Source organism: Pantoea sp. 18069 (genome assembly GCF_902706035.1).
Taxonomy (GTDB): domain Bacteria; phylum Pseudomonadota; class Gammaproteobacteria; order Burkholderiales; family Burkholderiaceae_C; genus Comamonas.
Genome location: NZ_CACSJA010000005.1, coordinates 157,089 through 183,294, shown reverse-complemented (window position 1 = coordinate 183,294; position 26,206 = coordinate 157,089). Strand labels below are relative to the sequence as shown.

Sequence of the window (26,206 nt, the reverse complement as noted above, 5' to 3'; positions counted from 1 at the left end):
TGGGAGCGTGCGATGAATGTTGTACTGGCGCTGTATTCGGCGCTGACCTGGGTGGGGCAGCCGCTGCTGCGGCGCAAGCTGCGTCAGAGGGCGCTGGCCGAGCCCGGCTATGGGCTCAAGGTCGAGGAGCGCTTTGGCCGCTACGAGCCCGAAAGCCTGGGGCGCGATGGCGCGGGCCGCTGGGTCTGGGTGCATGCGGTGTCGCTGGGCGAGACGCGCGCCGCGGCCATCTTGATCGCCGCGCTGCGCGCGCAGATGCCCGGCATGCGCCTGCTGCTGACCCATGGCACGGCCACGGGCCGCAGCGAAGGCCGCAAGCTGCTGCGCGCCGGCGACCTGCAGGTCTGGCAGCCCTGGGACACGCGCGCGGCCGTCGAGCGCTTTGTTGCGCAGTTTCGCCCGGCCGTGGGCGTGCTGATGGAAACCGAAGTCTGGCCCAACCTCGCGGCGATCTGTCGCGCGCACGGCATTCCGCTGGCGCTGGCCAATGCGCGGCTCAACAGCCGGTCGCTGGACAAGGCCTTGAAGCTGTCGGCGCTGTCCATGCCGGCCTACCAGGCGCTGGCCGCGGTCTGGGCCCAGACCCAGGCCGATGCCCAGCGCCTGCGCGCGCTCGCGGCGCCGGTGCGCGGCGTGCTGGGCAATCTCAAGTTCGATGTGCTGCCCGACGCCGCGCTGCTCGCGCAGGGCGCGCAATGGCGCCACCGTTCGGCGCGGCCCGTGGTCATGCTGGCCAGCAGCCGTGAAGGCGAGGAGGCGCTGTTCATCGCCGCCTTGCACCGGCTGGGCGCGCAGGCGCTGAAAGTCCAGTGGCTGCTCGTGCCGCGCCATCCCCAGCGTTTCGAGGCCGTGGCGCTGGCGCTGCAGGCCGCGGGCCTGCGGGTCTCGCGGCGCAGCGAATGGCTGGGCGCGCCGCCGCGCGCGCTGGCCCAGGCCGGTGAGGAATGCCTTTGGCTGGGCGACTCGCTGGGTGAAATGCCCCTTTATTACGGCATGGCCGATGCCGCGCTGCTGGGCGGCAGTTTCGCGCCGTTCGGCGGCCAGAACCTGATCGAGGCCGCGGCCTGCGGCTGCCCGATGCTGGTCGGCCCCTCGACGTTCAACTTCGCCGAAGCCGCGGAGCTCGCCTGTGCGGCGGGCGCGGCGCGGCGCGTGGCTGACCTCGATGCGGGCCTGCAGGCCGCGCTGGCGCTGGTGCTCGATGTGCCCGCGCGCACCGCGGCCGTCGCGCGCTGCCTGGAGTTTGCCCAGGCGCACCGCGGCGCGGCGCAGGCCACGGCAAGGGCCATCGAGCAACTGCTGCACAGCGCGCGCAGCGCCGCCGGAACCCGGCGCTGAGGCGCTGCGCTCAGCGAGGCGCGACCAGTGCAGGTGCAGCGGGTTCGCTGCCCAGCAGGGCGTTGACGGCGTGCAGGTCATCGCTGTTGAGCGTGCCCGCGGCCTGGCGCAGCTTGAGCTGGCCCAGGATCAGGTTGTAGCGCGCAAGTGCCAGATCGCGCTTGGTCTGGTAGAGCTGGCTCTGGGCATTGAGCACGTCGATGTTGATGCGCACGCCCACTTCGTAGCCCAGGCGGTTGGCATCGAGCGCGCTCTGGCTCGAGGCCTCGGCGGCTTCGAGCGCCGTGATCTGGCCCTGGCCGGACTGCACGCCGTAGAACGCGGCGCGCGTGGCCTGCTCGACGCTGCGGCGCGCATTGTCGAGGTCGGCCTCGGCCTTGCGTTCGAGCGACAGCGTTTCCTTGACGCGGTTTTGCACCGAGAAGCCCGCGAACAGCGGCAGGTTCAATTGCACGCCCACGCTCGCGACATTGGCACGGTAGCCGTTCTGGGGCGCGGTGATCGTGCCTTGCGGGTTGTTGTTGACGCTGTAGCCGGCCTGCAGGTCCACCGTGGGCAGATGGCCGGTTTCGGCCTTGCGCGTTTCGAGCCGGGCGACATCGAGCGCGAGCTGGGCCTGGCGCAGCTGGGGCTGCGTGCCCTGCGACACGTCGACCCAGGCCTGGGGGTCGGCCGGGGACAGCGGCGGCAGCACCACGGGCTGGGCCAGCGGCAGTGGCCGCACGCCCGGCGTGCCCACGAGCTGCTCGAGCGCCAGGCGCTTGACGCGCAAATCGTTGTCGGCCGCGATTTCCTGGGCGACGATCAGGTCGTAGCGCGCCTGGGCTTCGCGCGAATCGGTGATGGTCGCATTGCCGACGTCGAAATTGCGCTGCGCGAACGCGCGCTGCTCGGACACGGCTTGCTTTTGCGCCTGCACGAAGCGCAGCGCATCTTCGGCGCCGAGCACGTCGAAGTAGGCCTGGCTGGTGCGCACGATCAGGTCCTGCTCGGCCGCGTCGCGCTGGGCCAGCGCGATTTCAAAGCTGCGCTGGCCCTGGGTGTAGGCAATGCGGTTGGCGGGCCGGTACAGTGGCTGCGAGGCGCTGAGCGTTGCGGTCTGCGTGCTCGCATTGAGTGTGAAGTTCGGTTGGCTGATGTCGGTGCGTGCGCGGCTTGCACCGGCTTGCAGCCCGACCGAAGGCAGCAGGCCGGCGCGCGCCTGCTCCGAGCGGCTGTAGGCCGCATCGGTCTCGGCCTGGCGTGCCTGCCAGACGGCGTCGAAGCCGCGCGCACGTTCGGCGAGCTCGACCAGGCTTTGGGCTGGCGCCAGCGGCGCGAAGGCGAGCAAAGCCAGCAGAGTGCTGGCGCTGCGCCAGGGGGAGGGCGGGAGCCGCAGCGTGCGGGCCAGGGGCATGGTATTCCTTGCAAAGAAAAGCCAGCCGCGCCGCCCGTGCCGGGGCACAGGCAGGCGCGGAGAAAAGACCCATGGCGCCATTGCCCGGGTCTCAGTAGACGGGCACGGCCTGGTCGCGCTCGCGCGACCAGGCGTCGATTCCGCCGGTGATGTTGGTGACCTGCTCGAAGCCCTGGTTGAGCAGGAACATGCCGACATGCATGCTGCGCATGCCGTGGTGGCACAGGCAGGCGATGGGACGCTCGGGGTCCAGCTCCTGCTGGCGCGCCGGAATGTCCTGCATCGGAATGTTCACCAGTTCAAAGCCCTGCGGCGTGACGCTGGCGGTCGCGCATTCCCAGGGTTCGCGCACGTCGAGCACCAGCGGCGTCAGGCCCTGTGCCTGGACTTGCTGCAGCCATTGATCGAATTGCGCGGGGCGGATTTGGGCAAGCATCGGCGGCTCCAGCGGTTCAGAACTTGAACGGCGACGGTTCGGCAAAGCCCACCAGGCGCGGCGCGAAGGTGTCCCAGGGCGAGGTGGTCTCGAAGCTGTTGCCCGTGCGGCGCACGAACGTGGCGCGCATGACCGGTTCGTGACCGACGATAGCGCCCAGGCGCCCGCCTTCGGTCAGGTGCTGCAGCAGCGCAGCCGGCACTTCGGCGACCGAGCCGCTGAGCACGATCACGTCGAACGGGCCTTCGGGCAGCGGGTCGCTGGCGCCATCGGCCAGGCGCACGGTGGCGTTGGTCACGCCCGCGCCCAGCAGGTTCTCGCGCGCGAGTTCGGCGAGTTCGGGAACGATTTCCAGGCTCAGCACTTCGCGCGCCTGGTGGGCCAGCAAGGCCGCCATGTAGCCCGAACCGGCACCGATCTCCAGCACCTTGTCGGTGGGCTGGATGCGCAGGTCCTGCAGCATGCGCGCTTCGACGCGCGGCGCGAGCATGTTCCAGCCCTTCTGGACGGCTTCCTCGGGCGTGCCGTGCAGGGGGATCTCGATGTCCATGAAGGCCAGGCCCTGGTGCTCGGGTGCAACGAACTGCTCGCGCGGCACCGCGCTCAGCGCGTCCAGCACGTCCTGCTCGAGCACGTTCCAGGGGCGGATTTGCTGCTGGATCATGTTGAAGCGCGCCTGCTCGACGGGGTCGCTGGCGTTGGCTGAGGTGTTCAAGGGCATGTTCATGGGGTTACTCCGGGGAAAGGCAGATCACGACAAACCTTTGATTCTACGAGGGAGTGGGTACATGTTTTACTCAGGGCCTGCTTTGTGGTGTGTTCTCGCCGCCAGACGCCGTGCCCAGTTGGCCAGATCGTCCATGTAGCAGTACATCACCGGCACCACGACCAGCGTCAGCAGCGAGGAAGTGATCACGCCGCCTATGACCGCCTGGCCCATGGGCGCGCGCTGCTCCGAGCCTTCGGTGACCGCGAACGCCAGCGGCAGCATGCCGAAGATCATGGCCAGCGTGGTCATCAGGATGGGGCGCAGCCGCACGCGCGCCGCGAGCAGCAGCGCGGGCTCGCGCGCCAGGCCCGGGGTGACGGCGCCGGTCGCGGGGTCGGTGTGGTCCTGGCGCGCGCGGATGGCGAAATCGACCAGCAGGATGGCGTTCTTCGTGACCAGGCCCATCAGCATGATCACGCCTATCATCGAGAACATCGACAGCGCCGAGCCGAACATCAGCAGGGCCAGCACCACGCCGATCAGCGTCAGCGGCAGCGCGGTCATCAGCGCCATGGGCTGCAGAAAGCTCTTGAACTGGCTAGCAAGAATCATGTAGATGAACACGATGGCCAGCGCGAGCGCCGACAGCGCATAGCCGAAGGATTCGTCCATGTCCTTGGTCGAGCCGTGGAACTGGTAGCTGTAGCCGGGGGCGAGCGCCAGGCTTTTGAGCGCGGTGCGGATATCGGCCGAGACTTCGCCGACGGAGCGCCAGGACGCATTGGCGGTGATGGCCACTTCGCGCGTCAGTGCGCGGCGGTTGATCTGGCTGGGGCCCGCCGACGCGCGGATCTCGGCGACCTGCTCCAGGCGTATGGTGCGGCGCGTGCCGTCCTGGCCCGTGACCAGCAGCGGCAGGCGCGCGAGCTGCAGCGGCGACAGCCGGTCTTCGGGCGCGAGGCGCAACTGCACATCGTAGGTCTCGTCATTGCCCGCGCGCCAGTGGCCCACGTCCTGGCCCGCGAGCAGCGTGCGCAGCGCGCTTGCCACCGCGCCGGTCGTGAGCCCCAGGTCGGAGGCGGCCTCGCGCTTGATTGCCAGCGTCACGCGCGGCGTGTCGCTTTCCAGGCTCGATTCGACATCGACCAGGCCCGGGATGTCCGCGATCAGCGCCAGGGCCTGCTGGTTGAGCCGGCCGAGCTCGGCCAGGTCCTGGCCCTGCAGCGAGAACGCGATCTGCTTTTGCCCGCCCACGGGCTCGAGCAGGCCGACCTGGGTCACGGTGATGCCCGCGACCTGGCGCAGCTGCGCGCGCAGCTCGGTTGCGAGCGCTTCGGCGCTGCGCGTGCGCGCGTTGCGGTCCTTGAGGCGCACGTAGATGCTTGCATGGGTCTTGCCGCGCGCCGCGCCGGTGTTGATCGTCACCAGTGTGTAGCGGACTTCGGGCATCGCCCGGATCAGTGCCTCGACCTGGCGCGCCTTGGCCTCGGTGGTTTCTATCGAGCTGCCCTGGGGCGTATGGAACTGGACCGTGGTTTCGGAAAAGTCGGCCTTGGGCACGAACTCGGTGCCCAGCAGCGGCACCATCATCACGCTGAGCGCGAAAATCGCCAGCGCCGAGAGCGCGGTCGCGCGCCGGTGGCCCAGCGCCCAGCGCAGGATCTGCTGGTAGACACCGGCCAGCTGTTCGCCGGCATGGTCGAACCAGGCGGTCACGCGGCCTATGCTGCGCTCGTACAAGCTCCTGCGCTGGCCGGGCCGGGACTGGCCATGCACGCTGGGGTCATGCCAGACGCTCGACAGCATGGGGTCTAGCGTGAAGCTCACGAACATCGAGATCAGCACCGCGACGACGATGGTCAGGCCGAACTCGTGGAAGAACTTGCCGATGATGCCCTGCATGAAGCCTATGGGCAGAAACACCGCGACGATGGACAGCGTCGTCGCCAGCACGGCCAGGCCGATTTCCTGCGTGCCGTCCATGGCCGCGGCATAGGGCGTCTTGCCCATCTGCAGGTGGCGCACGATGTTCTCGCGCACCACGATGGCGTCGTCGATCAGCAGGCCCACGCACAGCGACAGCGCCATCAGCGTCACCATGTTGATCGAAAAGCCGAGCCAGTACATGAACAGGAAGGTGCCGACCAGCGCAATCGGCAGCGTCAGCCCGGTGATGACCGTGGAGCGCCAGGAGTTGAGGAACAGGAAGACGATCAGCACCGTGAGCGCCGCGCCTTCGATCAGCGTCTGGCGCACGTTGTCGACGGCCACGCGGATAGGCCGAGACAGGTCGCCTATGGCTTCGAGGCGCACACCCGCAGGCAGCTCGGCCTGCATCGCGGCCACGGCCTGGCGCAGGCCGTCGACGACTTCGATGGTGTTGTCGCCCTGGGCCTTTTGCACCGACAGCAGCAAGCTGCGCTGGCCGTTGTACAGCGCCAGGCTCTCGACTTCCTGCGCGCCGTCGAACACGCGCGCCAACTGCCCCAGGCGCACCGCGCTGCCTTGGGCAGCCCGCGCGACGATGATCTCGGCGAAGTCTTCGGGCCGCTTGATGCGCGCGTCGATCTGCACCATGCGCTCCTGTTGCAAGGAGCGCACCGCGCCGACCGGCAGGTCCTGGTTCTCGTTGCGCACCGCCTGCGCGACCTGGTCGACGCTGATGCCGAATGCCTCCAGGGCCTTGGGATCGAGATAGAGGTTGATTTCACGCGGCGTCGCCCCGACGAGGTTGACCGCGCCCACGCCGCGCACGTTCTCCAGCCGTTTTTTCAGCACCTGCTCGGCCCAGCTCGTGAGCTCGACCGCCGACAGCGCCTTGGCCGAGCCATCGACCGCGCCAGCGCCGGTGGGCAGCACGGCCAGCGACCAGACCGGCGCATCGGCGGGGTCGAAGCGCAGCACGCGCGGCTCCTCGACTTCGTCGCGCAGCAAGGGGCGCACCGAAGCGACTTTCTCGCGCACGTCCTCGGCGGCCTGGCGGCCGTCGATCTGCAGCTGGAACTCGATGATCACCAGGCTGGTGCCGGCGTAGCTGCGCGAAGTCAGCGCATTGATGCCGGCGATCGAGTTCACGCCTTCCTCTATCCTGCGCGTGACTTCGCTCTCGACGATCTCGGGCGAGGCGCCGGGATAGTCGACGGTCACCACGACCACCGGAAAGTCGACATTGGGGAACTGGTCGACCTTGAGCCGCTGGTAGGAAAACACGCCCAGCACCAGCAGGGCGAGCATCACCATGGTGGCAAACACCGGGTTGTGCAGGCTGACGCGGGTGAACCACATGTGCCCGGGCCTTCAGTGCGGTGACTGCGTGCTGGCGCTGGTGGCGATCTCCACCCGCGTGCCTTCGCGCAGCGCCCCGGCGCTCGCGGCCACGACCTGGCTGCCTTCGGCCAGGCCTTCTATGGCGGCCCAGGCCTGGCCGTCGACCAAGGCGCGCGCGACCACGCTCACCGTGCGGTGGGCAATGGTCTGCTGGCCGTTGGCCGCCTGCAGCAGCTGCACATAGGGCTGGGGCTTGTCGGTCAGCACCGCTTCGAGCGCAAGCACCAGCGGCGCCTGCGATGCGCCGGTCTCCAGATCGATCTGGCCTTGCAGGAACATGCCCGGGCGCAGCACGGGTGCCAGGGTGTCGGAGGGGGAGGGCGGCTGCAGCTGCAGATAGACCGCAACACTGCGCGTCGCGGCGTCGGCCAGGGGGCTGACCCGCACCACGCGGGCCGCGAACGCCTGGGCACTGCCGTCCAGCCGCAGCCGCGCCTGCTGCCCCACACGCACCTGCAGCGAATCGGCGGGGGGCAGCAGCGCCTGCAGTTGCAACTGGCGCAGGTCGACGATTTCCAGCACCTTGGTCTCCACGGCCACGCGCTCGCCGTTGTTGACCAGGCGCTGCGCGACCTGGCCCGCAATCGGGCTGCGCAGCACGGTGTCGGCAACGGCCTTGCGCGCGACATCGACCTGGGCGAGGGCCGACTGATACTGCGCCTGCGCGGCCTGCAGATTGGCGTCGGAAGTGCGCAGCGCGGTCTGCGAAATGAAGCCCTGGGCGACCAGCGCCTCATTGTTGCTGTGCAGCCGCTGCTGTATCGACTGCTGGGCGCGCGCCGCCTCGGCCTCCTGCTGGGCCTGGCGCAGGCGCGCGCTCGCGTCCGCGGCGTCGACCCGCGCGAGCACCTGGCCGGCCTGCACGCTGTCGCCTTCGCGCACCGCCAGGTCCTGCAGCGTTCCTGCGGCATAGGACTTGATGCTCGCCACCTGCAGCGCTTCGAGCACGCCAGAGATCTGAACGCCCAGCGGCAACGCGCGCCGCTGCACCGTGAGCACCTCGCCGGGCTGCAGGCGCAGCGGCAAGGGCGCCGCGGTGGTGGCCTGCTGCACGGCTTGCTGCTGGTGCTTGCGCGCGAGCAGGGCGCGGCCCACGGCGATCGATATGGCCAGCGCCGCGACGATGACCAGGAGCAGGACTTTGCGGCGTGGCATGGGCGGGTGAATGGGTCAGGGGCGCAGCGTGAGCCCGCGCACCAGGTTGTCCACCTGTGCCTCGAGATAGGCTTCGGGGCTGAAGGGCATGGCGGCGCAGGGGCTGTCCGCGGCCTGGGCTTGCTGGTCCTGGCGCGCGGGCACGCACCAGGCCATGGAGTTCTGCCAGAACATCAGAAACATCATCGGCGCGAGCACCAGGTAGACGCCGGTGTCCAGGTCCAGGGGGCGGATTTCACCGCGCGCGATGCCGCGCTCGAGAATGCGCCGCACCAGCGCCGTGCCCGGCTGCATCACTTCCTGGTGGTAGAAATGCGCGAGCGCGGGGAAATTGCGCGCCTCGCTGCACATCAGCTTGGTGATGCCCGCGGCCTTGGTGCTGCCTATGCGCTCCCACCAGACTGCATAGCAGTGGCGCAGCAAGGCCGCACTGTCGCCTTCGAACACATCGAGCTCGAGCTGCCATTCCGCAAAGCGTCCCGCGATGTTCTCGCGCACCACGGCCTTGAACAGTTCTTCCTTGCTCGCGAAATAGAGAAACAGCGTGCCCTTGGAGACGCCGGCGCGCGCTGCGACTTCCTCCACGCGCGTGGCGGCATAGCCTTTCTCGACGAACAGGTCAAGCGCCGCAGCCAGCAGTTCGCCGGGGCGGGCGTTCTTGCGGCGGGTGCGGCGTTGCGGCTCGGATACGTCGGATATTGGCAAGGCAGGATGGGGAACGGAATGCGGCATGTTAATGACTGATTGGTTATTAATATAGCCACGCCCTTTGCGAGCGTCAATCCATGCGCCATGCGAGGTTGCATGCAGCGCGGCCGCATGCAATGGTGTACAAGAACGCCATGCAAGAAATCATTTACCTCGCGGGCGGCTGCTTCTGGTGCACCGAAGCCGTGTTCGATCGGGTGCGCGGCGTGATCGACGTGCAAAGCGGCTATGCCAACGGCCATGTCGACAATCCCAGCTATGAGCAGATCTGTGAAGGCACGACCGGCCACGCCGAAGTCGTGCGTCTGGTATTCGACCCGCAGATCATCGGCCTGCGGCAGCTGCTCGAGATCTTTTTCGCGACCCACGATCCCACCACCCTCAATCGCCAGGGCAACGATGTCGGCACGCAATACCGCAGCGGCATCTATTTCGTCGATGCGCTGCAGGGCGAAGTTGCGCGCGGCGTCATCGCCGAACTCGCGCCCGAGGCGGGCGGGGCCATTGTGACCGAAGTGCTGGCGCTGCAAAGCTACTGGCCGGCCGAGGACTACCACCAGGATTACTTCCGCCAGCACCCGGAGCAGGGCTACTGCGCGTTTGTCGTGAGCCCCAAGGTGCAGAAATTCCGCAAGCGCTTTGCGCAGTGGATGAAACCGGAGGCCTGACGACAGCGTCCACCGGGCGTGCGGCGCGCGCGTCCGGTATTTGTAAAAAATCTGGCAAAAACTGGGCATAATGCAACGCGGTTGCGTTAGTGTCTGCGTTTCGGCGCGTGCGGCAACCGTGATTTTTGTATTCACGTCCGCGGACCCGCCTGTTTTTCGCCCATGCCCATCGCCAACGCTCCCCTGACCCTGCCTGCCGGAATGCGCTCCACGCGCGCCAGCCAGGCCGTGCTGGCGCTGTTTGCCGCGCGCCCCGACGCCGTGGTCAGCGAAGCCGATGTCGAGCGCAGCCTCCAGGCCCAGGGCATCGCCGTCAACCGTGTCACGGTCTACCGCCTGCTGAACAAGCTGCATGCGGCCGGCCTGCTGCAGCGCAGCGTCGATGCCGACCGGATTGCGCGCTACATGCCTTCGGGGGCAGATGCGGGCGGCCAGGCGCCGCGTTTCGAATGCGACGGCTGTCACCAGCAATTCCGGCTTGCGGGCCACCAGGCCCGGCTGCAGACCGCGTTGCGCGCGCTGCGCCAGGAGCTGCAGGCCGCAGGCCACGAAGAGCTGCGCCTGGACCTGGCCGTGCGCGGCCGCTGCGCCGGCTGTGTCCAGACACCCGATGCCATGCATGCAGCTTCCTGATCCGCCCCCAGTTTCCTTACTCTCCTGTCCTGAAAGATCTGCCATGAACGTCCTGCGTACCGCCGCCCTGTTGTTTGCCGCCTTGAGCCTGTCGGTGCTGCCTGTGGCGCAGGCCCATGACCACGATGGCAAGGACAAGCACACTGCCAAGGAATTGAAGGTCGACATCGAACGCCACCAGGCGATGGCGGCCGCGCACCAGGCCGCGGCCCAGTGCCTGGCCTCGGGCAAGGCCCATGCGGTCTGCCAGAAGGAATTGCTGCAGGCCTGCAAGGGCCTGGCCATCGGCAAGTATTGCGGCATGCGCCACGCGCACTGAGATCGTGAACACGTTCTTGGCGCGTTCCTGAACTGAAACTTCCTTTGCCTGTCTAGCCTTCATGCGCTCGCCTTTGCCCCATCTGCGCCCTGCTGCACGCAAGCGCGCCGCTGCGCCCGCCTGGGCGGGTGGCCGCGCGGGCGCGCAGCGGCTGCTGTGGTGGCTGGTGCTGGCGATGCTGTTCGCGCCCGCGCTGGGGCGCATCCACCAGGTGCTGCACCCGCCGGCGTGGCAGGGGCAACTCGCGCCGGGCCATGCGCATTCCCACGCGGGTGCGCAGGTGCAGAACGGGGCTGGCGAGAGTGCATGCGGCGCATGGCTGGCGGCGCTGTTCTCCGGCCACGGCCAGGCCGACTGCCAGCTGCACGATCAGCTCAATGCCTGGGCCAGTCCACCTGCGGCCGGCCAGCCCTTGCCTGCGGCCTTGCCCCAGGAGCCTCCGCGCCATGTGCCGGGCCGAACCGCGTCCGCCGGTTCCGCCGCTTTCTTCGATCCGCGCGCGCCTCCCGGCGCTGCCTGATCCGGGCAACGCTGGGCCTGGCCGCAGCGTTCGCCCTTACTGCCCGGTCCATGCCTTTGCGCTGTGCGGCTTGCCGTCAACGCGCACTGGCCTGGGCAGGACCCCATCCCCTGTTCTCCTGATTTTTTTGCGCAGGCACTGGCCTGCGCCGGCGCAGCGCGTCCGGTGGATTGCTTCCCACCGGCGCGCCGCCGTGCCTGTTTAGAAAGCGTTCCCATGCACCGCATCCAATCCCCTCGGGGTGACTTTTCCGCATTCCAGCGCCCCACACCGGTCGCCCTGGCCTGTGCCACGCTGGCTGCCTTGGCATTTTCGGGCCTGGCCTCGGCGCAGACCGTGGTGCCGGCCGCGGCTGAAACCGCTCTGTCCGAAGTCAGGGTCTCGGCTTCGGGCCTGGGCCAATCGGGCAGCGAGATGACCACGCCCGCCAGCATTCTCGAAGGCCAGGAGCTGGTCCTGCGCCGCGAAGCCACGCTGGGCGAGACGCTGGGCGGCGAGCCCGGCATCCATGCCAGCCATTTCGGCGCGGGCGCGAGCCGTCCCATCATCCGCGGCATGGACGGCCCGCGCGTGAAGATCCTCAGCGACGGCGCCGAGCTGCACGATGCGTCATCGATCAGCCCCGACCATGCGGTGGCCATGGAGCCCATGCTGGCCACCCAGGTCGAAGTGCTGCGCGGCCCTTCGGCGCTGATCCACGGCGGCGGCGCCATGGGCGGCGTGGTCAATATCCTCGACAACAAGATCCCCACGAAGATTCCTGAAAAAGGCTACGAAGGCAGCGCCGAAATGCGCTACGGCAGCGGCGCCAGGGAGAAGGCCGGCGCGTTCTCGCTGACCGGCGGCGCGGGCCAGGTCGCGGTGCATGTCGAGGGCCTGACGCGCGACGCGGGCGACTACCGCGTGGGCAGCGGCTGGGCCGACGGCGCGCGCGTGGGCGGCAGCTTCAACCGCGGCGACACCGGCAGCCTGGGGCTGTCGTGGATAGGCACGCAAGGCTATCTGGGCGCGGCCTATACCCGCCAGACATCGCGCTACGGCCTGCCGGGCCACAGCCATGACTTTGAAGGTTGCCATACCCATGGCAACCACCTGCATTGCGGCAGCCACGATGGCCATGACCACGATGAGCACGATCACGACCATGCGGGCGAAGTGCCGGTGGTGGATATGGTGAGCGAGCGGCTGGACGTGCGCGGCGAGCTGCGTCAGCCTTTCACGGGCGTGGCCGCCGTGCGTTTTCGTGCGGGCCTGACCGACTACCGCCACGACGAGATCGAGGACGGCGCCATTGCCACCACCTTCAGCAACAAGGCGCACGATGCGCGCGTCGAGATCGAGCATTTGCCGATCGCCGGGCTGCGCGGCGTGGTCGGCATGCAGACCACGAACCGCAAGTTCAGCGCCGTAGGCGAGGAAGCCTATGTGCAGCCGACCGAGACCCGGCGCAACAGCCTGTTCATCCTGGAAGAGTACCGCTGGCAGGACTGGCGCTTCGAAGCCGCGCTGCGCCACGAGCGCCAGACGGCCGAGGCGCTGACGTCAGGCATAGAGCGCAAGCACAGCGGCACGTCGGCTTCGCTGGGCGCGGTCTGGCAGCTGGCACCGGGCTACCAGCTCGCGTCGTCGCTGACCCATTCGAGCCGCCTGCCGACCGTGGAGGAACTCTATGCCAAGGGCCTGCACATGGCGACGTCGACCTATGAGCGCGGCAATGCCGACCTGCAGCGCGAGAAGTCCAAGGCCTGGGACCTGTCGCTGCGCAAGACTGCGGGGCCAACCACCTTCGGCGTCAGCGCCTTCCAGCACCGCGTGGGCAACTATATCTACGGCCGCACGCTTGACGAGCACGACGGCTTGCAACTGCTGCAGTACAGCCAGGCCGATGCGCGTTTTACCGGCTTGGAAGGCCATGTGCGCCAGCGTCTGGGCAGCCATTGGGGCGTGACGCTGTTCGGCGACACGGTGCGCGCGCGGCTCGATGGAGGCGCCACCTTGCCGCGCATTCCTTCGGGGCGCGTCGGCCTGCGCGTCGATGCACGCTGGAACGGCTGGCAGGGCATGGCCGAGTGGGTCCAGGTGGGCAAGCAAAGCCGCGTCGCTGACTTCGAAAGCACGACCGACGGCTACGGCATGCTGAACCTTTCGGCCAGCTACCAGATGCGCACCGCGGGCGGCACGCCGTGGCAGGTCTATGTCAAGGCGCGCAACCTGAGCGATCGCCTGGCCTATGCCCATACCTCGTTCATCAAGTCGGCCGCGCCGCTGATGGGGCGCAACATCACCGTGGGCGTGAAGATGGACTTCTAAGCCAATCCTCTGAAGAGCCCTTCGCCCCTTCGATAGGTGCCGGGCGCGGAACGATGGGATGCCCCGGCCGTTCTCCCCGAACACGTCCAAGGGCTGCGCTTAAGGATGGACGGCCGTTGAGCCATTCAAAGGTCCGCAAGCTCCAGGGTCTGCGCCTTGGTGCCGATTTTTCCGTAACTGTATATTTGTACAGTTTGGCAAAAAAGGCACTTACGACAGCCTGATGGGCTGCAGCGCATCGACGCAATGCTGCAGATGCGCAAGCGCGCGCGGATGCTCTACGCCTATGCGCTGCACCACCTCGGACGGCGCCACGCCAGCGTGCAGCCAGTGCACGATGGCGGTGTTGCGAATGACCTGCGGCCCCATGCGGGCCAGCGGCAGGGCGCGGTCCCGGCTTGCCTGCTGGGCCAGCGCAATCGTCTTGGACGCGATATGGAACAGCGCGCGAATGCTCAGTGGACCGCCTTTGCGCGATTCGAACAGCGGCGCATGCGTGCCCGCGGGCGTGCCGCTCTTGCGCCGGAACGCCAGCCATGCGGTCAGCGCGGCTTGCGTGGTCGGGGGCAGGGCAAGGCAGCGGTTTTGCGCTGCGCGCGTGCCTTCTATCTGTATGAAACACGGTTTTTGCGCGGTGGCCAGCGCGGCGAGCCGCGCATTGCGCAGCGACGCGAGCGTCAGCAGCCTCACTTCCTCGGGCGCGAGCGCGAGGTCATACAGCAGCCGCAATACCGCCTGGTCGCGTGCGCCTTGCAAATCATCGCTGCCGGGGAAATGGCGGGGCAGGGCCTTCCACAGCGCCGGTGGCAGCATATGGCCCGTGGGCTGCTCGGGCGCAGGGCGTTCGATGGGATGGACCGCCTGCACGGGGTTGCAGGCGACCCAGCCCTGGAGCAATGCATGGGCATAGATGCGATCGAGCAGGCGCCAGTAGCGCCGGCGCGTGACTTCGCTGATCTGGCGCCCGGGCTGGTGGTGGGCGCGCTGGCCGGGGCGTATCTGCAGGAAACGGGCGACATCTTCGGCCGTGGCCTCGTGCCAGGCCTTGGCTGCAGAGGCGGGCGGGGCGCTGCGATCCGTGCACGCGTTGCCTTGCAGCTGCAAAGCCCAGGCATTCCATACGAGCGCATAGCCGGTACCGAGCCGTTCGGCGTCTGGTATTTCAGCCTCATCTTCCTCGTGGCCCAGCTCGGCCTGCTGCCAATGGGCAAAGGCGGCCGTGGCGTCGGGCAGCATCGAAGATTGCACGCAGTTTTTCAAATCAGGCGCCAGCGTTTCTTTCGTCATTCAATGAATGTAACTTACATGTGATGATAAGGCATCAAGTGCGAGAAAAAATGCCATGCGCGAGTACATGGCTTGTCAATGGGAAGGGCGTGTTCCATGCCCATTCACAGTTCAGGGCGCAAGCCGCTCGCGCCTCCATTGGCCGTTGTCCAGGCGGTAGCGCAGGCGGTCGTGCAGCCGGCTTTTGCGGCCCTGCCAGAACTCGAAACGCTCGGGCACAAGGCGAAAACCGCCCCAGTGCGGCGGCCGGGGAGGCGACAGCAGGAACTGCGCACCGTAGCGCGCCGCATTGGCCACGAGCACGCTGCGGCCCGAAATGACCTGGCTTTGCGGGCTGGCCCAGGCGCCAATGCGCGAGTCCAGCGGGCGGCTTTGGAAATAGGCGTCGCTTTCCTGCGCGCTGACTTTCTCGACGCGGCCTTCGATGCGGACCACACGTTCGAGCTCCACCCAGTGGAATTGCAGCGCCGCGAACGGATTGCCCTCGAGCTCACGGCCCTTGCGGCTGTCGTAGTTGGTGTACCAGACGATGCCATGCTCGTCATAGCCCTTGATCAGCACGATGCGCGTGCTCGGGCGCTGGTCCGGGCCCACGGTCGCCAGCGTCATCGCATTGGGCTCGGGTACCTGGGCATTCACCGCCTCCTGCAGCCACTGGTCGAACTGCTGCATGGGGTTGGCGTGCGAAGCGTCTTCGCTGAGTTCCGCGCGCTCATAGCTTTTGCGCAGATCGGCAATGGAAGAAGAGATTTGGCTCATGCCGCCATTGTGCACGGCGGGACATGGGCCCGAAGCCAATGGCACCTGCCGCAGCCTTTGGTGGCTGCGGCGGTGCCAGGCATCAATGGCGAATCAGCTCGCGCGCAGCGGGTCGACGCCGGAGCCGCCCGCATGCGCGCGCGAATTCTCCTGTATCAATTCAATCTTGTACCCGTCCGGATCCGTGACGAATGCAATCACCGTGCTGCCACCCTTGACCGGGCCCGCTTCGCGCGTCACATTGCCGCCCGCGGCCTTGATCTTCTCGCAGGCCGCGTAGGCATCGGCCACGCCCAGGGCCACATGGCCATAGGCCGTGCCGAGCTCATAGCTTTCCGTGCCCCAGTTGTAGGTCAGCTCGATCTCGGCCTGGCCAGGATTGCCGCCGTCAAAGCCCAGAAACGCCAGCGAATACTTGTATTCGCTGTTTTCGGAAGTGCGCAGCAGTTGCATGCCCAGCACCTGGGTGTAGAAATCAATCGAGCGTTGAAGGTTGCCAACGCGCAGCATCGTGTGTAGAAATCTCATGCCCCGCATTGTGCCGGCAGATAGCGGCCCATGCAGCGATGCTGCCATTGCCGCAGGCCCCATGGCCTGCGGCAAAAGAGCGCTGCACCCCTGTGCAAGCGTGCGCCCTGCGTCACCCACGGGCTTTCTTCAGTTTCTGGTCGCCGCCAGCCAGGTGGCCAGATTCTTCCCCAAGCCCGATGCAAAGGTCGCCAGCACTTCGCGGCAGATGAAGCCGTAGTGCGGCGTCAACAGGACGTTGTCCAGCGCCAGCAAAGGGTGGTCTGCCGGCAAGGGCTCCTGCTCGAAGACGTCCAGGCCCGCAAAGCCGATCTTTCGAGAGCGCAGTGCGTCCACCAGTGCCGGCATATGGACAAGCTCGGCTCTGGATGTGTTCACCAGGATGGCGTCCCGGCCCATCCTGGCAATCGTCTCGGCGTTCAGCAGGTGCCTTGTGGCCGCAGAAGGTACGAGGTGCAGGCTGATGACATGGGAGGTGGCCAGCAGCTCATCGAGCGCAACTGCCTCCACCCCATGGGCCGATGCACGCTCTGGTGTCATGTTGGGACTCCATGTGACCACCTGCATCCCGAACGCCTGACCGACGGCCGCCATGCGCTGACCGATCTGCCCCAGGCCGACGAGTCCCAGCGTCTTTCCTGCAAGGACCTGGGGAAGCACATCGAATGCATCGGGACGGCGCCAATGCGGCTGCGTCGGCTGCAACTGCAACTGGGGAAGCCGGCGCGCACAGGACAGGATCAGGGACCAGGCCATTTCGCAGGTGCTGGCCTTCGATGGCCCCCATTCCGTGAAGCCCACGCCAATCCCGAACTCCTTCGCCGCGTCACCGTCGAGCTTTTGATTGCGGCTGCCGGTGGAGATGATCTGTTCGAGATGGGGAAGTTGAGCCAGAAGTGCCCGGTCCACGACCGTCCGGTCCCGGAACAGGACCAGGCAACGGGCATCTTTCAAGGCCCGCAGCAGGTCAGCTCCCTCGAGATGCTGCCGATGGATGGTGACTTCAGCGCGAGGGGTGATCTCGGACCAATCGACGAGATTGGCCAGAGAATTTTCCCAGTCGTCGAGAACCACTACGCCAGGAAGAGCGCCAGCCATTACGCGGACGCCGTGGCCAGTTCGTTGAGCTGAGCGGCGTGGGCGCCCTGCAAGGTGGCAAGCTTTATCACATCGCGTACGTTCGACGCGTCGGCCAGTGACCAGCATGCATCCATGAGCTTGCGCGTCTGTGCCTTGCCCAGAATATCGTTGGCCATGTTGCTGAACTTCGTCTCCAGATTTCCGTCGGTCATCGGGCGCTGAAGCGATCCAATCGCGTGTTCTACGTGGATGTGTACCTGGCGGCCATCCTTGAGGTGTGCCGTGGCGTCGACAGCCGCTTCGCTGATGGCGTTGTCTATCACCGCATTCACCTTGCCGCGTGCGGCCACCATGTCTGCGCGGTTGACGATGTCGTCCGCGTACTGGTCTTCGCTGGCCTGGCCAAAGATCAGGCCGGCGGCGCAGCCGTGATAGACGCTGAACTTGCCTTGCAGGCCGTCCTTGGGCTCCTTCTTGCCGGTCAACTCCAGCACCAGGGAGTGGACACGCAGGTCCAGCCGTTCCAGGTTCCCGGCCGTGACGCCCTTGTCGCGCAACTGGATGCAGGCATCAATGCTGGGGTGGATGACGATGCCGCAGGCAAAAGGCTTGTAGGTGTTGAAGGATATCTCGAAACGCTGGCCCAGCGCGTCGGTGACCTCGTTCCATGCGTACTTGGTGGAAACCACCTGGGCAAAGCCACGCGGAGCTTCCAGCGCCCGCGGGCTGGCAGTGAAGCCTTCCTTGGCCAGCAGCGCCGACATCAGTCCTGCCTTGGCCGCGCCTCCCGGGTGGAATGGCTTGGTCATGGTGCCAAACTGTTCCCGCAGGCCCACGGGCTGGGAAGCTGCAATGCCCAGCGCCATTTGCGTCTTGTCCGCATCAAGCCCTAGCAGACGCGCGCACGCCGCAGCTGCGCCCAGCGTTCCGGTGGAACCCGTGATGTGCCAGCCACGGTCGTAATGGTCGGGATACATCATGTTGCCGATGCGGCAGGACACATCGATGCCCAGCACCACGGCGTCAATGACTTCCCGGCCGGAAGACCCGAGCTTTTCGGCCAGCGCCAGGACCGCAGAGCAGACAGGGCCCGCAGGGTGGATGATGGTCTTCAGGTGCGTGTCGTCGAAATCGAAGGTGTGCGAGCTGATGCCGTTGATCAATGCGGCGTTGGTCATGTCGACGCGCACATTGGTGCCCAGCACCAGCGCTTGTTCGGCAGGATCGAGGAACTGCGTGGCGCGGATGGCCGCCTGGGTCGATTCATGGTGGGCAGCGCCTACGGCACAGCCCAGCCAGTTCATGAAAGTGCGCAGTGCTTCGTGCTCCACGGCATCGCTCCAGCCGCGCGAAGGGTGGTTGGCCACGAACTCGGCGAGGATGCGGGTGATGGGAGGGGCGTTCTTGTCCGCTTCAATGGTGGTGTTCAATGCCATTTCGGTCTTTCTTCTCTTCAAAAATTGGGAGGGGGGAAATCGGGCACCGCGCCGGGCAGTGCCTTGTTCTTTCGGCTCAGGCGTCCAGCCGGATGTTTTGCTCCTTGACCACCTTTTGCCAGCGCTCCAGGTCCTTGCGCAGATAGGCATCGAACTGCTCGGGCTGCATGGGCATGGGCAAGATGGCTTCTATGGACAGCGTCTTCTCCAAGGCAGGGTTGGCCAGCACCTTGTTCAGCGAGGTATTGAGCGTCGCCACGATGTCTGCCGGCATGCCCGCGGGCCCGGACACGCCGTACCACTGCAAGATGTCGTCAAAGCCTTTGATGCCCAGCTCTTCGAACGTGGGCACATCCGGGAAACGCTTGCTGCGCTCCTTGCCTGTGATGGCCAGGAGCCGGACCTTGCCGCTGGTGACATGGGGAACGGCTGCCGCCAGGCCGGGAAAAATGAATTGGGTCGAGCCTGCCAGCACATCGTTGAATGCCGGTGCAATGCCTTTGTAGGCAACGTGTTCCGTCGTGAAGCCCGATTTTTGCTTGAGCAACTCCATCAGCAGGTGGGTCAGCGAGCCGGCACCGGCGGAGCCATAGTTGGTGTGCTGGTTGTCTTTGACGTACTTCAGGAAATCGTCATAGGTTCTGACGGGCAGCTTTGCATCCACCACCAGCGCATTCGGTGTGCCGCCTATCATGCCCACGGAGGTGAAGTGCTTGAGCGGGTCATAGGCGACCTGCCGGGTGGCAGGCACAGTACCCAGGGTCGCCACATACCCTTGCATCAAGGTGTAGCCATCGGCTTTCGAGCGCATGGTCTTTTGACAGGCGATGACCCCGCCGCCGCCGGCGATGTTTTCCACCACGAACGAGCTGCCGAGGGTCTTGCCCCATTCATGGGTGGTGGCTCTGGCCACATAATCGCTGCCGCCTCCGGCCGCGACAGGCACGATGAAGGAAATAGGGCGTGAAGGGAATTTTTCCTGGGACAAACCCAGTGTGGGGCAGGCCAATGCCGCAGCGCCAGTGCCCAGCAGAAAAGAACGTCGATACATAACACAGTCTCCTTTTTTATAAAACGTACTTGCTATGCCAATTTCTCGAAAGAGAAATGGAATGCTCTTTGCTGCGGAGGGCAGGCCTTCCCAATTCACTGGCTTGCCATCGCGGCTTAGATCTCCCGCAGTCGGTCCAAGGCCTGACTTACATGATTCGAGAGCAGGGCGGCGCACTTCTGAATCTCCTGCGGAGAATCAGCGTCGTGCAGCGCTGCGGTAATCAATCTGTGCTCGTCATTCGAACGCTTGCGGTGTTCAAGGCTCTTCAGATTCTTGAAGCGCGCCAGATGCAGCTTTTGAATAATCTCGCGGTATGTCTTTTCAATCTCCGCGTTTCCCAGGGCTTCTATGAAGCTCCAGTGAAACTGGAGATTCCGGCTGTAATAACTTTTGGCATCGTCCAGTGAAATGGCCTGGTCCATCTCGTTGCACAACTGGTCCAGGCGCGCCGCCAGGGCAATGCGCTGTGTCTTGTCGCGCAAAGCGATTTGCTGGCCGGCAAAACCATCGAGCAGCGCGCGGAAGGCATAAAGGTCGGTGACCTCCTTGTCCGTCAAGGTGCGCACATTCACGCCGCAGTTCTTGCGCGCAACCACCAGGCCCATGCTCTCCAGCTGGCGCAGTGCCTCGCGTACCGGAACACGGGAGACCTGCAGTTCCTCGACGATCTCAGGCTCCCGCAGTGCTTGGCCTGGCGCCAGGTCCCCGCAGAGGATCTTGGTCAATAGACGATCACGAACCAAGGTGCCAAGCGTGGTGTTCTTGATCTCGGCGAAGTCGTTGCTGGGAGTGGGGAAGAGGAAATTCATAAGGCGGTTATTTCGACTAATCGTATACGAAACTACAAAAAGAAAAGCAGGGGCAAACCCGGAGTATGCGGATCGGTGTGCAATGCATGTGCTGCGCGGTGGGCAGGCTCGGGCGTTTTCCTGGGGGGGCTTCTCGAGTCTGCCCGTCGCATCATTTCCCGGGCCGAAATCTCGCCATGCGCTCCAGGATCCGGGCCTTCATCAGTTCGGTGATGTCGGCCTGGGCGATGAGTGCCGGCCAGGTGTCGAATGCCTGCTCGGCGCAACGCCGCAGCGTGCTCCACGCGGGCTTCTCCGGCATGCCCAGACGTCCGCAAAAATCGCGCACAACTACCGGGCTCAGCGGCTTGAACGCGTTGTGAACTCCTGGGGCTGGCGGCATCAGGTGCAATGCCCGTCCACTCTTGACGAATCCATACGCCGAGTAAGCGACGATGTCATAGGCTGGCGGCAGTTCGGGGGTCATTGCGTCGGGGTAGCGCAGGCCGATGTTCTTCAAATGCATGTCTGGATTACCCATCAGGTCGCTCACGAGGATACGGCGCAGCAGCTCGTGCACCGCAGCCTCTCCCAGCGACGGCACCGTCTGCATCACTGCGGCGACTGTGAGGTAGTCGAGCGTGTACTTCGCTTCGGGCTGCACTCCCATAATCTGCGCGAAGTCTTCGCAGTGCACACGGCCGGTGGCCGTATCTGCGTCGCGGTCATACCGGAAGACGGCCAGGAATCTGGTTTGCCCGTCGACGTCGCCAAGGTCGTAGTGGTGCTCGGCAGCCAGCAACTCAAGCGGCGCCAGTTCTGCGTCAACCACCCGCACGCCGGCGGCACGCGCCAATCGCAAGGACAGATCCTCCAGCTCAGGCAGGTGAGGGTAGTTGGCCACCGGCAGCTTGGCGATGACGTGGCGTACCTGGTGTTCATCCGTCAGCTTGGTACTGGCCACAAACCGGCCGCCAGCCTTGAGGACCGCGAGTTTTGCCTGCACTCCCGAAACCGAGATGGCGTCCTCCATGGGCGCGGCGACCACGGACATCTCCAATGCATCGTTGTTCTGCGTGATGATACGGGCCAGGGCATCCCGGCTCAGTTCCGCGGGCATTGCATGCACATCGCCTGGCAGGTCCTTGCCCGTGGCCGCCAGAAGCTCGAACTGATCCTCGGGGTCGCAGCCCCGCATTTGCGCGATACGCGTGCGCAACGGCCCTTCGGGAAGAAGGTTCTGGAAGAAAGCCGGAAGCAACCAGCCTCGCTTGGCGTCGCTCGACAGCGAGCCATTGAACTGGGCAGACCCTATTGCCCGCCAGAAAGCGGCCTGGGCCTGCGGGTCACCAGCCTTGTACGACAGGGACAGAATTTCCTGCTGCGGGTCACTGGCGAAATCGTCATCCGCCACGAAGCGGTTGACCGTGTGGTCGTGCGAGAGGGGGTACTGGAAGAGCACGCCAACCCGTCGCGTGCCGAGCATGATTTCGAGTGCCTTGACGTTCATGGGGCGTCGCTCTTCGTGGCGTCATTCGCCAGGCCCAGTTGTTTGCGTGCGCGGTCCACCAGGCTTTCAACGGGTCTTTCGCTAGGGCGCTGCAGGCCTCTGGCGGCGCCTTTGGGCACAAGCAATAACTCAAGGCCCAGCCGATCAGCAATTGCCAGCAGCGTGCTCAGTTTGTAGTCGGCCTCGCCACCGACGACGTTGGCGAAAGTCTGCCGTGAAACCCCTGCGGCATCACGGACCGCCTGCTGGGTCAGCCCGCTGCGCCTGAGGGCTGCACGAAGTTCGCCGGAGACCTGCTGTATTGTGTTCATGGTGTCCTTCATAGTAGAAGAATTTTCTGAAATTCTACTTTGGTAGTCATTTATTGCAAAGAGCATGCGTACTAAAGTAGAACTTCAGTCAAAAATTCTACTTTGATAGAAGAACGCTTTAGGCGTTTACTAGGTGCCCGACGATGTCTTTTCAGTATTCTATACTAGTAGATACGATGTATCTTATGTAAAGTCATATGCGCTACAGATTCGATAGCTTTTATCCCAGGGCTGGCAAAGGATACAGCTAGGTAGGCTTTCGTTTTCTGCCATGTTTCGAGCACCTAGATACGCATCGCTGCCGCACATTCACACGATGCTGGACGACATCCACGCCACCCCCGAACAAATCGCAAACCTGCTTGGCCTCAAGCCCGCCACGATTGAGCGCTACCGGCGCGAAGGCCAAGCGCCTCGGCCCGTAATGCTCGCACTTTTCTGGGAAACAAAATGGGGCCGCGCCACCGCCGATTGCGAGGCCGTAAACTGGGCGGCATCAAGCCACCAGCAGGCGCAAATACTCCAGCGTGAAAATGCACGATTGGTCAAGCAATTGTTGACCATGGAATCAGAGATTTCCGAGCAAAAAAATGGTGCGGCCAACGGCCCACTGTTCCAAATCGGCTGATAACGGCTATCGTTTGAGCCAGATCACGGCAGCAACGATGGCCAAAAAGATACCCAGCTTGATCCAGTTGCCGCGCCATGCCTTGGCGTGCTTTCGGCGCGCAACATCATGCTCGCTCACACGAAAATCAGCGCGTTCGACATAGCCCGATTTCTTGCGGATTCTGTCTCTGTAATAGTCTCTAGTATCGATAGCCATAGGCCGAGATCCTACAGCCGAAGCCCGAACACCAGTTTCGCACGACGTGAGCAACGGCCATGCTCGACCAGGTGCATGGCCTCACGGCAAAAGAACGCGCCCGATCGGTGGCCACGACACGGCAACGCTTAACCTGGTCGAAACTGGAAGCTCATGCAGGCGCGCTGGATTCAACATGCAGCATGGCCTGGGGTATGTCGCGCGGAGCAAGGTAAACATGGGGCGTTGCCCCATACCCCATCAATTGATCGATGTACGCACCATGGCATTGCGAGCAGAAAGGCCCTGCAGATACTGGTTCTCGCGCTGGTCTTCACGATCAGCCACCCGCGCATTGATCGACGTCGACGCCATTGGCACGACCTCGACACCCTTGGCGGCCGCAGTTTTCTCGGATGGCTCAGCAGCGGCCTGCACTCGAGATGGCGGCTGCGGCTCGGGCTGCTTGCGGTAGTTGTCAAAAGTCGGATTTTTCATCCAGTCCCTGCAGTCGCCATCCGACAAGCCCGCATCCGTGCCCTGCTGGGTCAGGCATTTGCAACCGCCCTTGAAACACACCGCGCCGGCCACCTGAGGCATGTTGACTACCACGCGCAGCGAGTCATAGGCCGGCGCGGTTTCCGGCCTGTTGGAAACGCGCGGAATGAACGCAATCCTGTCATCAATAAATGCAGGCTCAGCAGCCGCAGAAGACGCCGCAGCCTGCGATAGTGCGTTACCCCCTGCCCCAACGTTTTCAGGCTGCTGTGCGGCCGGCTTGGCCTGCCCGTTGAAACGATCTTCCATGCGCGCCTTGAGCGTTGGCGCAAGAATTACCATCGCGATGATCGCAATCAGGATGAACCACACCAGGCCAGGCAACCGCCGCGGCTGCTTGGTGTGGAGCTGGGCGCTTTTGTAGAGCTTGAAGACCTTTTTGTCATAGCGCCACGGCGACTTCGTGAGGCTCTTGGAAAACATCAAGCCGCGGCTGACATGGTCCCACTCGTAAACGATGGCCAGCGGCATGTTGGCAATGCGGCGAACATGTAGATGCCGTCCTCCCAGGGCGTGAATGTGCTTGTCGATGTTGACCACGTTTTGCGTGATCAAAATGAAATCGACACCCATGTGTCGGTGGGTGTCGAGGGTCTGAATGTCTTCGGGAACCTTGGAGCCGTTGGCGCGCGGTGGCCAGACTTTTTGCACCTCATCGAACACGATGACGCTGCCAGGCTTGGCCCATTTGTGCCAGTCCCGTAGCCCCTGGTTTTCGCCGCCGTCGATCAACTCATGATCGATCTGTAGGCCATTGATGTTCGTGTAGATCGTGCGCGGAACTTCGACCGGATCGCCATTGGCATCGGTGCCTGTGATGGTCTTGCCCACCAGCGGCAACACCAGTTTTTCGATGGTGTAGAGCGTCTTGCCCGCGCCTGGCGTGCCGGAAATGATGGTGATCATTGCGGGTTCACTCCCAGGATCTTGGTCGCGGAACTGATATGCCACAGCAGCACCTTGACCGCCACCGCCGCCAGGATGATGCCCACGCCCTTGCCACCACCGGCCAGGAGAAACACATTCAGCAGATCCACCGGCAGCGCATTGATGCTGCCGACCAGCTGCTGCTTGACCTGGTTGATTGCCGCCTCGAATCCGGTGATCGTGACGACCGAGAAGCCGAGCGCCAAAAGGATTTTGGCAATGAATGGCTGTACAAGCGAAAGAAGCCAGGTTCCAATTTTCATTCTGTTCTACCAGGTACAAGAATCATGAATGCAGCGAACGTGCAGCAGATAAGCAGGATAGGTTTTAGATAGGTGGTTATGTCGCCGCATGCCTTATTCCAGTCCCAAACTTTCATTTGCTGCAACCCGTGGGGTGCAAAATAAATATCAGCAGGACATGCACCACCGCCGAACAGGTTTTCTTCCTGCAGGCTCACATCGAGGTTTAATCGTGGAATCTCTCCATCTGGAGTATCCAGGTCAGGCTTGGAGCACGCCAAAATATCAGGATGCTTTTCGCACAGGCTTTTCGAGTCTTCCTCTTTTGGCTTGTCGTCAGGGTCAGTATCCGGGTTTTGCTGTTCGTCAGGCAATGGATCAGCACCTGACTGCGGTCGCTCGACCGGCTGAATATCGACCTGCCAAGGGTTAGCAGTCGTGGGGCGTGGCGTCACGTTCACACCAGGCTGAATAAATGGCTGATTATCTGCAGTTTGCGGCTTGGATGGATCGTAGTTTGGGTTTTTAACTGGGTCACCAGTTGGCACAAACAGTGGCTTAGGGAATGGGTTTACCCCTGTCGATGGGTTAACAACAGGTAGCTGAACAGGCAAAGGCGTACCCAAAGGCAATTCATTTGGGACACTTGTAGGCCATCCGACATGATTGTCTGGATTGAGAAGCTCGACCATCTCCTGCTGGGTCACAGGCACCGGCTGCGATCCCGAAGTACATCCAGCCGGCGTTATAGTCCAGCCAGCAGGACAAGAAGTAGATGCTCTACGCCCAAGAGGGAAATCGCCTATAGATTCCGATTCGTTTATTGACTTCATAACGCAGGACAACGGAATTGCACCAGAATAAATGACTTCCTTCACAGACCAATTACCAGGCTGCGTTGCTCTATAAGGAATAGCTGCCATGCACGCAGATGTTGGATCAGACGTCCAAATATTACTAGGTGACACCATATATTCAAATCCGTCTGAAATTACATCGCTGGCACTGCCGCTTTTTTTCCACTGCCTATCCGCTTCATCGTAGATTAATTTTGCAGTGCCAAGCAATGAAGCAATTCCAACTGCAGCTCTTACTTGAGGATTCATGTAAATGGCAGCGGCAATAATCCGAGGCGCTGATGGTCCAAGCCCCAGCCTTGCCTGAATTGCAACCTGTTTACCGCCGACATTCAGCATGGCACTAGTTCTTGCCGCGTTATTAATCCACTGATTCGCGGTTTGCGCCGCATAGCCATTCGACGGCGTAGCCCAAGCAGCAGACCCTCCCGCGCTCCACCCAGGCGGTGGAGAGAGGGTCGCATGTGCAGCGTGCGAGATCAGCGGAACGCCACCCACAAGAGCAGCAACGAGCCCAAGGCGAACATAAACTCGATGGAAGATGG

General features: G+C 64.2%; 26 protein-coding genes. 7 read left to right on the top strand and 19 right to left on the bottom strand.

The annotated features are described in order from the left end of the window. The first annotated feature begins 12 nt into the window (after positions 1-12). Positions 13-1,338 (top strand): 3-deoxy-D-manno-octulosonic acid transferase, encoded by a 1,326-nt coding sequence (locus tag GVL12_RS06535; RefSeq protein WP_159912063.1) that lies wholly within the window; start codon positions 13-15, stop codon positions 1,336-1,338. Positions 1,339-1,348: 10 nt separating this feature from the next. Here the strand turns inward: GVL12_RS06535 and GVL12_RS06530 are convergent, their stop codons facing one another. The 6 genes from GVL12_RS06530 to GVL12_RS06505 all read right to left on the bottom strand — a co-directional run bounded on the left by GVL12_RS06530 (position 1,349) and on the right by GVL12_RS06505 (position 9,066). Then, on the bottom strand, positions 1,349-2,734 hold the full coding sequence (locus GVL12_RS06530; protein ID WP_159912061.1) for a TolC family outer membrane protein: 1,386 nt from the start codon (positions 2,732-2,734) through the stop codon (positions 1,349-1,351). Positions 2,735-2,825: 91 nt separating this feature from the next. Further along, positions 2,826-3,170 (bottom strand): rhodanese-like domain-containing protein, encoded by a 345-nt coding sequence (locus tag GVL12_RS06525; protein ID WP_159912059.1) that lies wholly within the window; start codon positions 3,168-3,170, stop codon positions 2,826-2,828. A gap of 16 nt (positions 3,171-3,186) precedes the next feature. Further along, a complete protein-coding gene (locus tag GVL12_RS06520) occupies positions 3,187-3,897 on the bottom strand; it encodes a protein-L-isoaspartate O-methyltransferase (RefSeq protein WP_159912057.1) in 711 nt (236 codons plus the stop codon). 66 nt (positions 3,898-3,963) lie between these two features. Then, positions 3,964-7,164 (bottom strand): efflux RND transporter permease subunit, encoded by a 3,201-nt coding sequence (locus tag GVL12_RS06515; RefSeq protein ID WP_159912055.1) that lies wholly within the window; start codon positions 7,162-7,164, stop codon positions 3,964-3,966. 12 nt (positions 7,165-7,176) lie between these two features. Then, a complete protein-coding gene (locus tag GVL12_RS06510) occupies positions 7,177-8,361 on the bottom strand; it encodes an efflux RND transporter periplasmic adaptor subunit (protein ID WP_159912053.1) in 1,185 nt (394 codons plus the stop codon). Positions 8,362-8,376: 15 nt separating this feature from the next. Next, the gene (locus GVL12_RS06505; RefSeq protein WP_200843544.1) at positions 8,377-9,066 is read right to left on the bottom strand and encodes a TetR/AcrR family transcriptional regulator; all 690 of its coding nucleotides are present in this window, start codon (positions 9,064-9,066) and stop codon (positions 8,377-8,379) included. A gap of 137 nt (positions 9,067-9,203) precedes the next feature. Here GVL12_RS06505 and msrA point away from each other — a divergent pair, with 137 nt between their 5' ends. The 5 genes from msrA (at position 9,204) to GVL12_RS06480 (ending at position 13,519) form a co-directional block, all read left to right on the top strand. After that, complete coding sequence (msrA, locus tag GVL12_RS06500; RefSeq protein ID WP_159912049.1) at positions 9,204-9,737, top strand: peptide-methionine (S)-S-oxide reductase MsrA; 534 nt, start codon at positions 9,204-9,206, stop codon at positions 9,735-9,737. Positions 9,738-9,899: 162 nt separating this feature from the next. Further along, positions 9,900-10,370 carry a Fur family transcriptional regulator gene (locus tag GVL12_RS06495; RefSeq protein WP_200843543.1) on the top strand — a complete coding sequence of 157 codons (471 nt, stop codon included), beginning with the start codon at positions 9,900-9,902 and terminating at the stop codon, positions 10,368-10,370. A gap of 43 nt (positions 10,371-10,413) precedes the next feature. Then, the gene (locus GVL12_RS06490) at positions 10,414-10,689 is read left to right on the top strand and encodes a hypothetical protein (protein ID WP_200843542.1); all 276 of its coding nucleotides are present in this window, start codon (positions 10,414-10,416) and stop codon (positions 10,687-10,689) included. A gap of 61 nt (positions 10,690-10,750) precedes the next feature. Next, complete coding sequence (locus GVL12_RS06485) at positions 10,751-11,209, top strand: hypothetical protein (RefSeq protein WP_159912047.1); 459 nt, start codon at positions 10,751-10,753, stop codon at positions 11,207-11,209. Positions 11,210-11,425: 216 nt separating this feature from the next. Next, positions 11,426-13,519 carry a TonB-dependent receptor gene (locus tag GVL12_RS06480; RefSeq protein ID WP_159912045.1) on the top strand — a complete coding sequence of 698 codons (2,094 nt, stop codon included), beginning with the start codon at positions 11,426-11,428 and terminating at the stop codon, positions 13,517-13,519. Positions 13,520-13,729: 210 nt separating this feature from the next. On the opposite strand, the gene GVL12_RS06475 is transcribed toward GVL12_RS06480, so the two are convergent. The 9 genes from GVL12_RS06475 to GVL12_RS06435 form a co-directional block, all read right to left on the bottom strand. Beyond that, a complete protein-coding gene (locus tag GVL12_RS06475; RefSeq protein ID WP_159912043.1) occupies positions 13,730-14,806 on the bottom strand; it encodes a site-specific integrase in 1,077 nt (358 codons plus the stop codon). A 111-nt stretch (positions 14,807-14,917) separates the two neighbouring features. Beyond that, positions 14,918-15,565: a pyridoxamine 5'-phosphate oxidase gene (pdxH, locus tag GVL12_RS06470; RefSeq protein ID WP_159912041.1), complete on the bottom strand. Its 648-nt coding sequence runs from the start codon at positions 15,563-15,565 to the stop codon at positions 14,918-14,920. A 93-nt stretch (positions 15,566-15,658) separates the two neighbouring features. Then, complete coding sequence (gloA, locus tag GVL12_RS06465; RefSeq protein ID WP_159912039.1) at positions 15,659-16,093, bottom strand: lactoylglutathione lyase; 435 nt, start codon at positions 16,091-16,093, stop codon at positions 15,659-15,661. Positions 16,094-16,222: 129 nt separating this feature from the next. Then, a complete protein-coding gene (locus GVL12_RS06460) occupies positions 16,223-17,191 on the bottom strand; it encodes a D-2-hydroxyacid dehydrogenase family protein (protein ID WP_159912037.1) in 969 nt (322 codons plus the stop codon). Next, the gene (locus GVL12_RS06455; protein WP_159912035.1) at positions 17,191-18,609 is read right to left on the bottom strand and encodes an MmgE/PrpD family protein; all 1,419 of its coding nucleotides are present in this window, start codon (positions 18,607-18,609) and stop codon (positions 17,191-17,193) included. Before GVL12_RS06455 ends, GVL12_RS06460 begins: the two co-directional genes overlap by 1 nt. A gap of 76 nt (positions 18,610-18,685) precedes the next feature. After that, on the bottom strand, positions 18,686-19,759 hold the full coding sequence (locus GVL12_RS06450; RefSeq protein WP_200843540.1) for a tripartite tricarboxylate transporter substrate binding protein: 1,074 nt from the start codon (positions 19,757-19,759) through the stop codon (positions 18,686-18,688). Positions 19,760-19,776: 17 nt separating this feature from the next. Then, positions 19,777-20,472: a GntR family transcriptional regulator gene (locus tag GVL12_RS06445; protein ID WP_159912033.1), complete on the bottom strand. Its 696-nt coding sequence runs from the start codon at positions 20,470-20,472 to the stop codon at positions 19,777-19,779. Between the two features lie 151 nt (positions 20,473-20,623). Continuing rightward, positions 20,624-21,961 carry a type II toxin-antitoxin system HipA family toxin gene (locus tag GVL12_RS06440; RefSeq protein ID WP_159912031.1) on the bottom strand — a complete coding sequence of 446 codons (1,338 nt, stop codon included), beginning with the start codon at positions 21,959-21,961 and terminating at the stop codon, positions 20,624-20,626. Continuing rightward, positions 21,958-22,272: a helix-turn-helix domain-containing protein gene (locus tag GVL12_RS06435; protein WP_159912029.1), complete on the bottom strand. Its 315-nt coding sequence runs from the start codon at positions 22,270-22,272 to the stop codon at positions 21,958-21,960. The genes GVL12_RS06440 and GVL12_RS06435 overlap by 4 nt, the downstream gene beginning before the upstream one ends. Before the next feature lie 316 nt (positions 22,273-22,588). Here GVL12_RS06435 and GVL12_RS06430 point away from each other — a divergent pair, with 316 nt between their 5' ends. After that, positions 22,589-22,900: an AlpA family transcriptional regulator gene (locus GVL12_RS06430; protein WP_200843539.1), complete on the top strand. Its 312-nt coding sequence runs from the start codon at positions 22,589-22,591 to the stop codon at positions 22,898-22,900. A 6-nt stretch (positions 22,901-22,906) separates the two neighbouring features. Here GVL12_RS06430 and GVL12_RS06425 read toward each other — a convergent pair whose 3' ends face one another. From GVL12_RS06425 to GVL12_RS06410, 4 genes are all read right to left on the bottom strand, one after another. Further along, complete coding sequence (locus tag GVL12_RS06425; protein ID WP_159912025.1) at positions 22,907-23,098, bottom strand: hypothetical protein; 192 nt, start codon at positions 23,096-23,098, stop codon at positions 22,907-22,909. Positions 23,099-23,338: 240 nt separating this feature from the next. After that, positions 23,339-24,541, bottom strand: a complete 1,203-nt coding sequence (locus GVL12_RS06420) for a zonular occludens toxin domain-containing protein (protein ID WP_159912023.1) — start codon at positions 24,539-24,541, stop codon at positions 23,339-23,341. Next, positions 24,538-24,825 carry a DUF2523 domain-containing protein gene (locus tag GVL12_RS06415; protein WP_159912021.1) on the bottom strand — a complete coding sequence of 96 codons (288 nt, stop codon included), beginning with the start codon at positions 24,823-24,825 and terminating at the stop codon, positions 24,538-24,540. Before GVL12_RS06415 ends, GVL12_RS06420 begins: the two co-directional genes overlap by 4 nt. Next, positions 24,822-26,000, bottom strand: a complete 1,179-nt coding sequence (locus tag GVL12_RS06410; RefSeq protein ID WP_159912019.1) for an IgG-binding virulence factor TspB family protein — start codon at positions 25,998-26,000, stop codon at positions 24,822-24,824. The genes GVL12_RS06415 and GVL12_RS06410 overlap by 4 nt, the downstream gene beginning before the upstream one ends. Positions 26,001-26,206 lie beyond the last annotated feature (206 nt).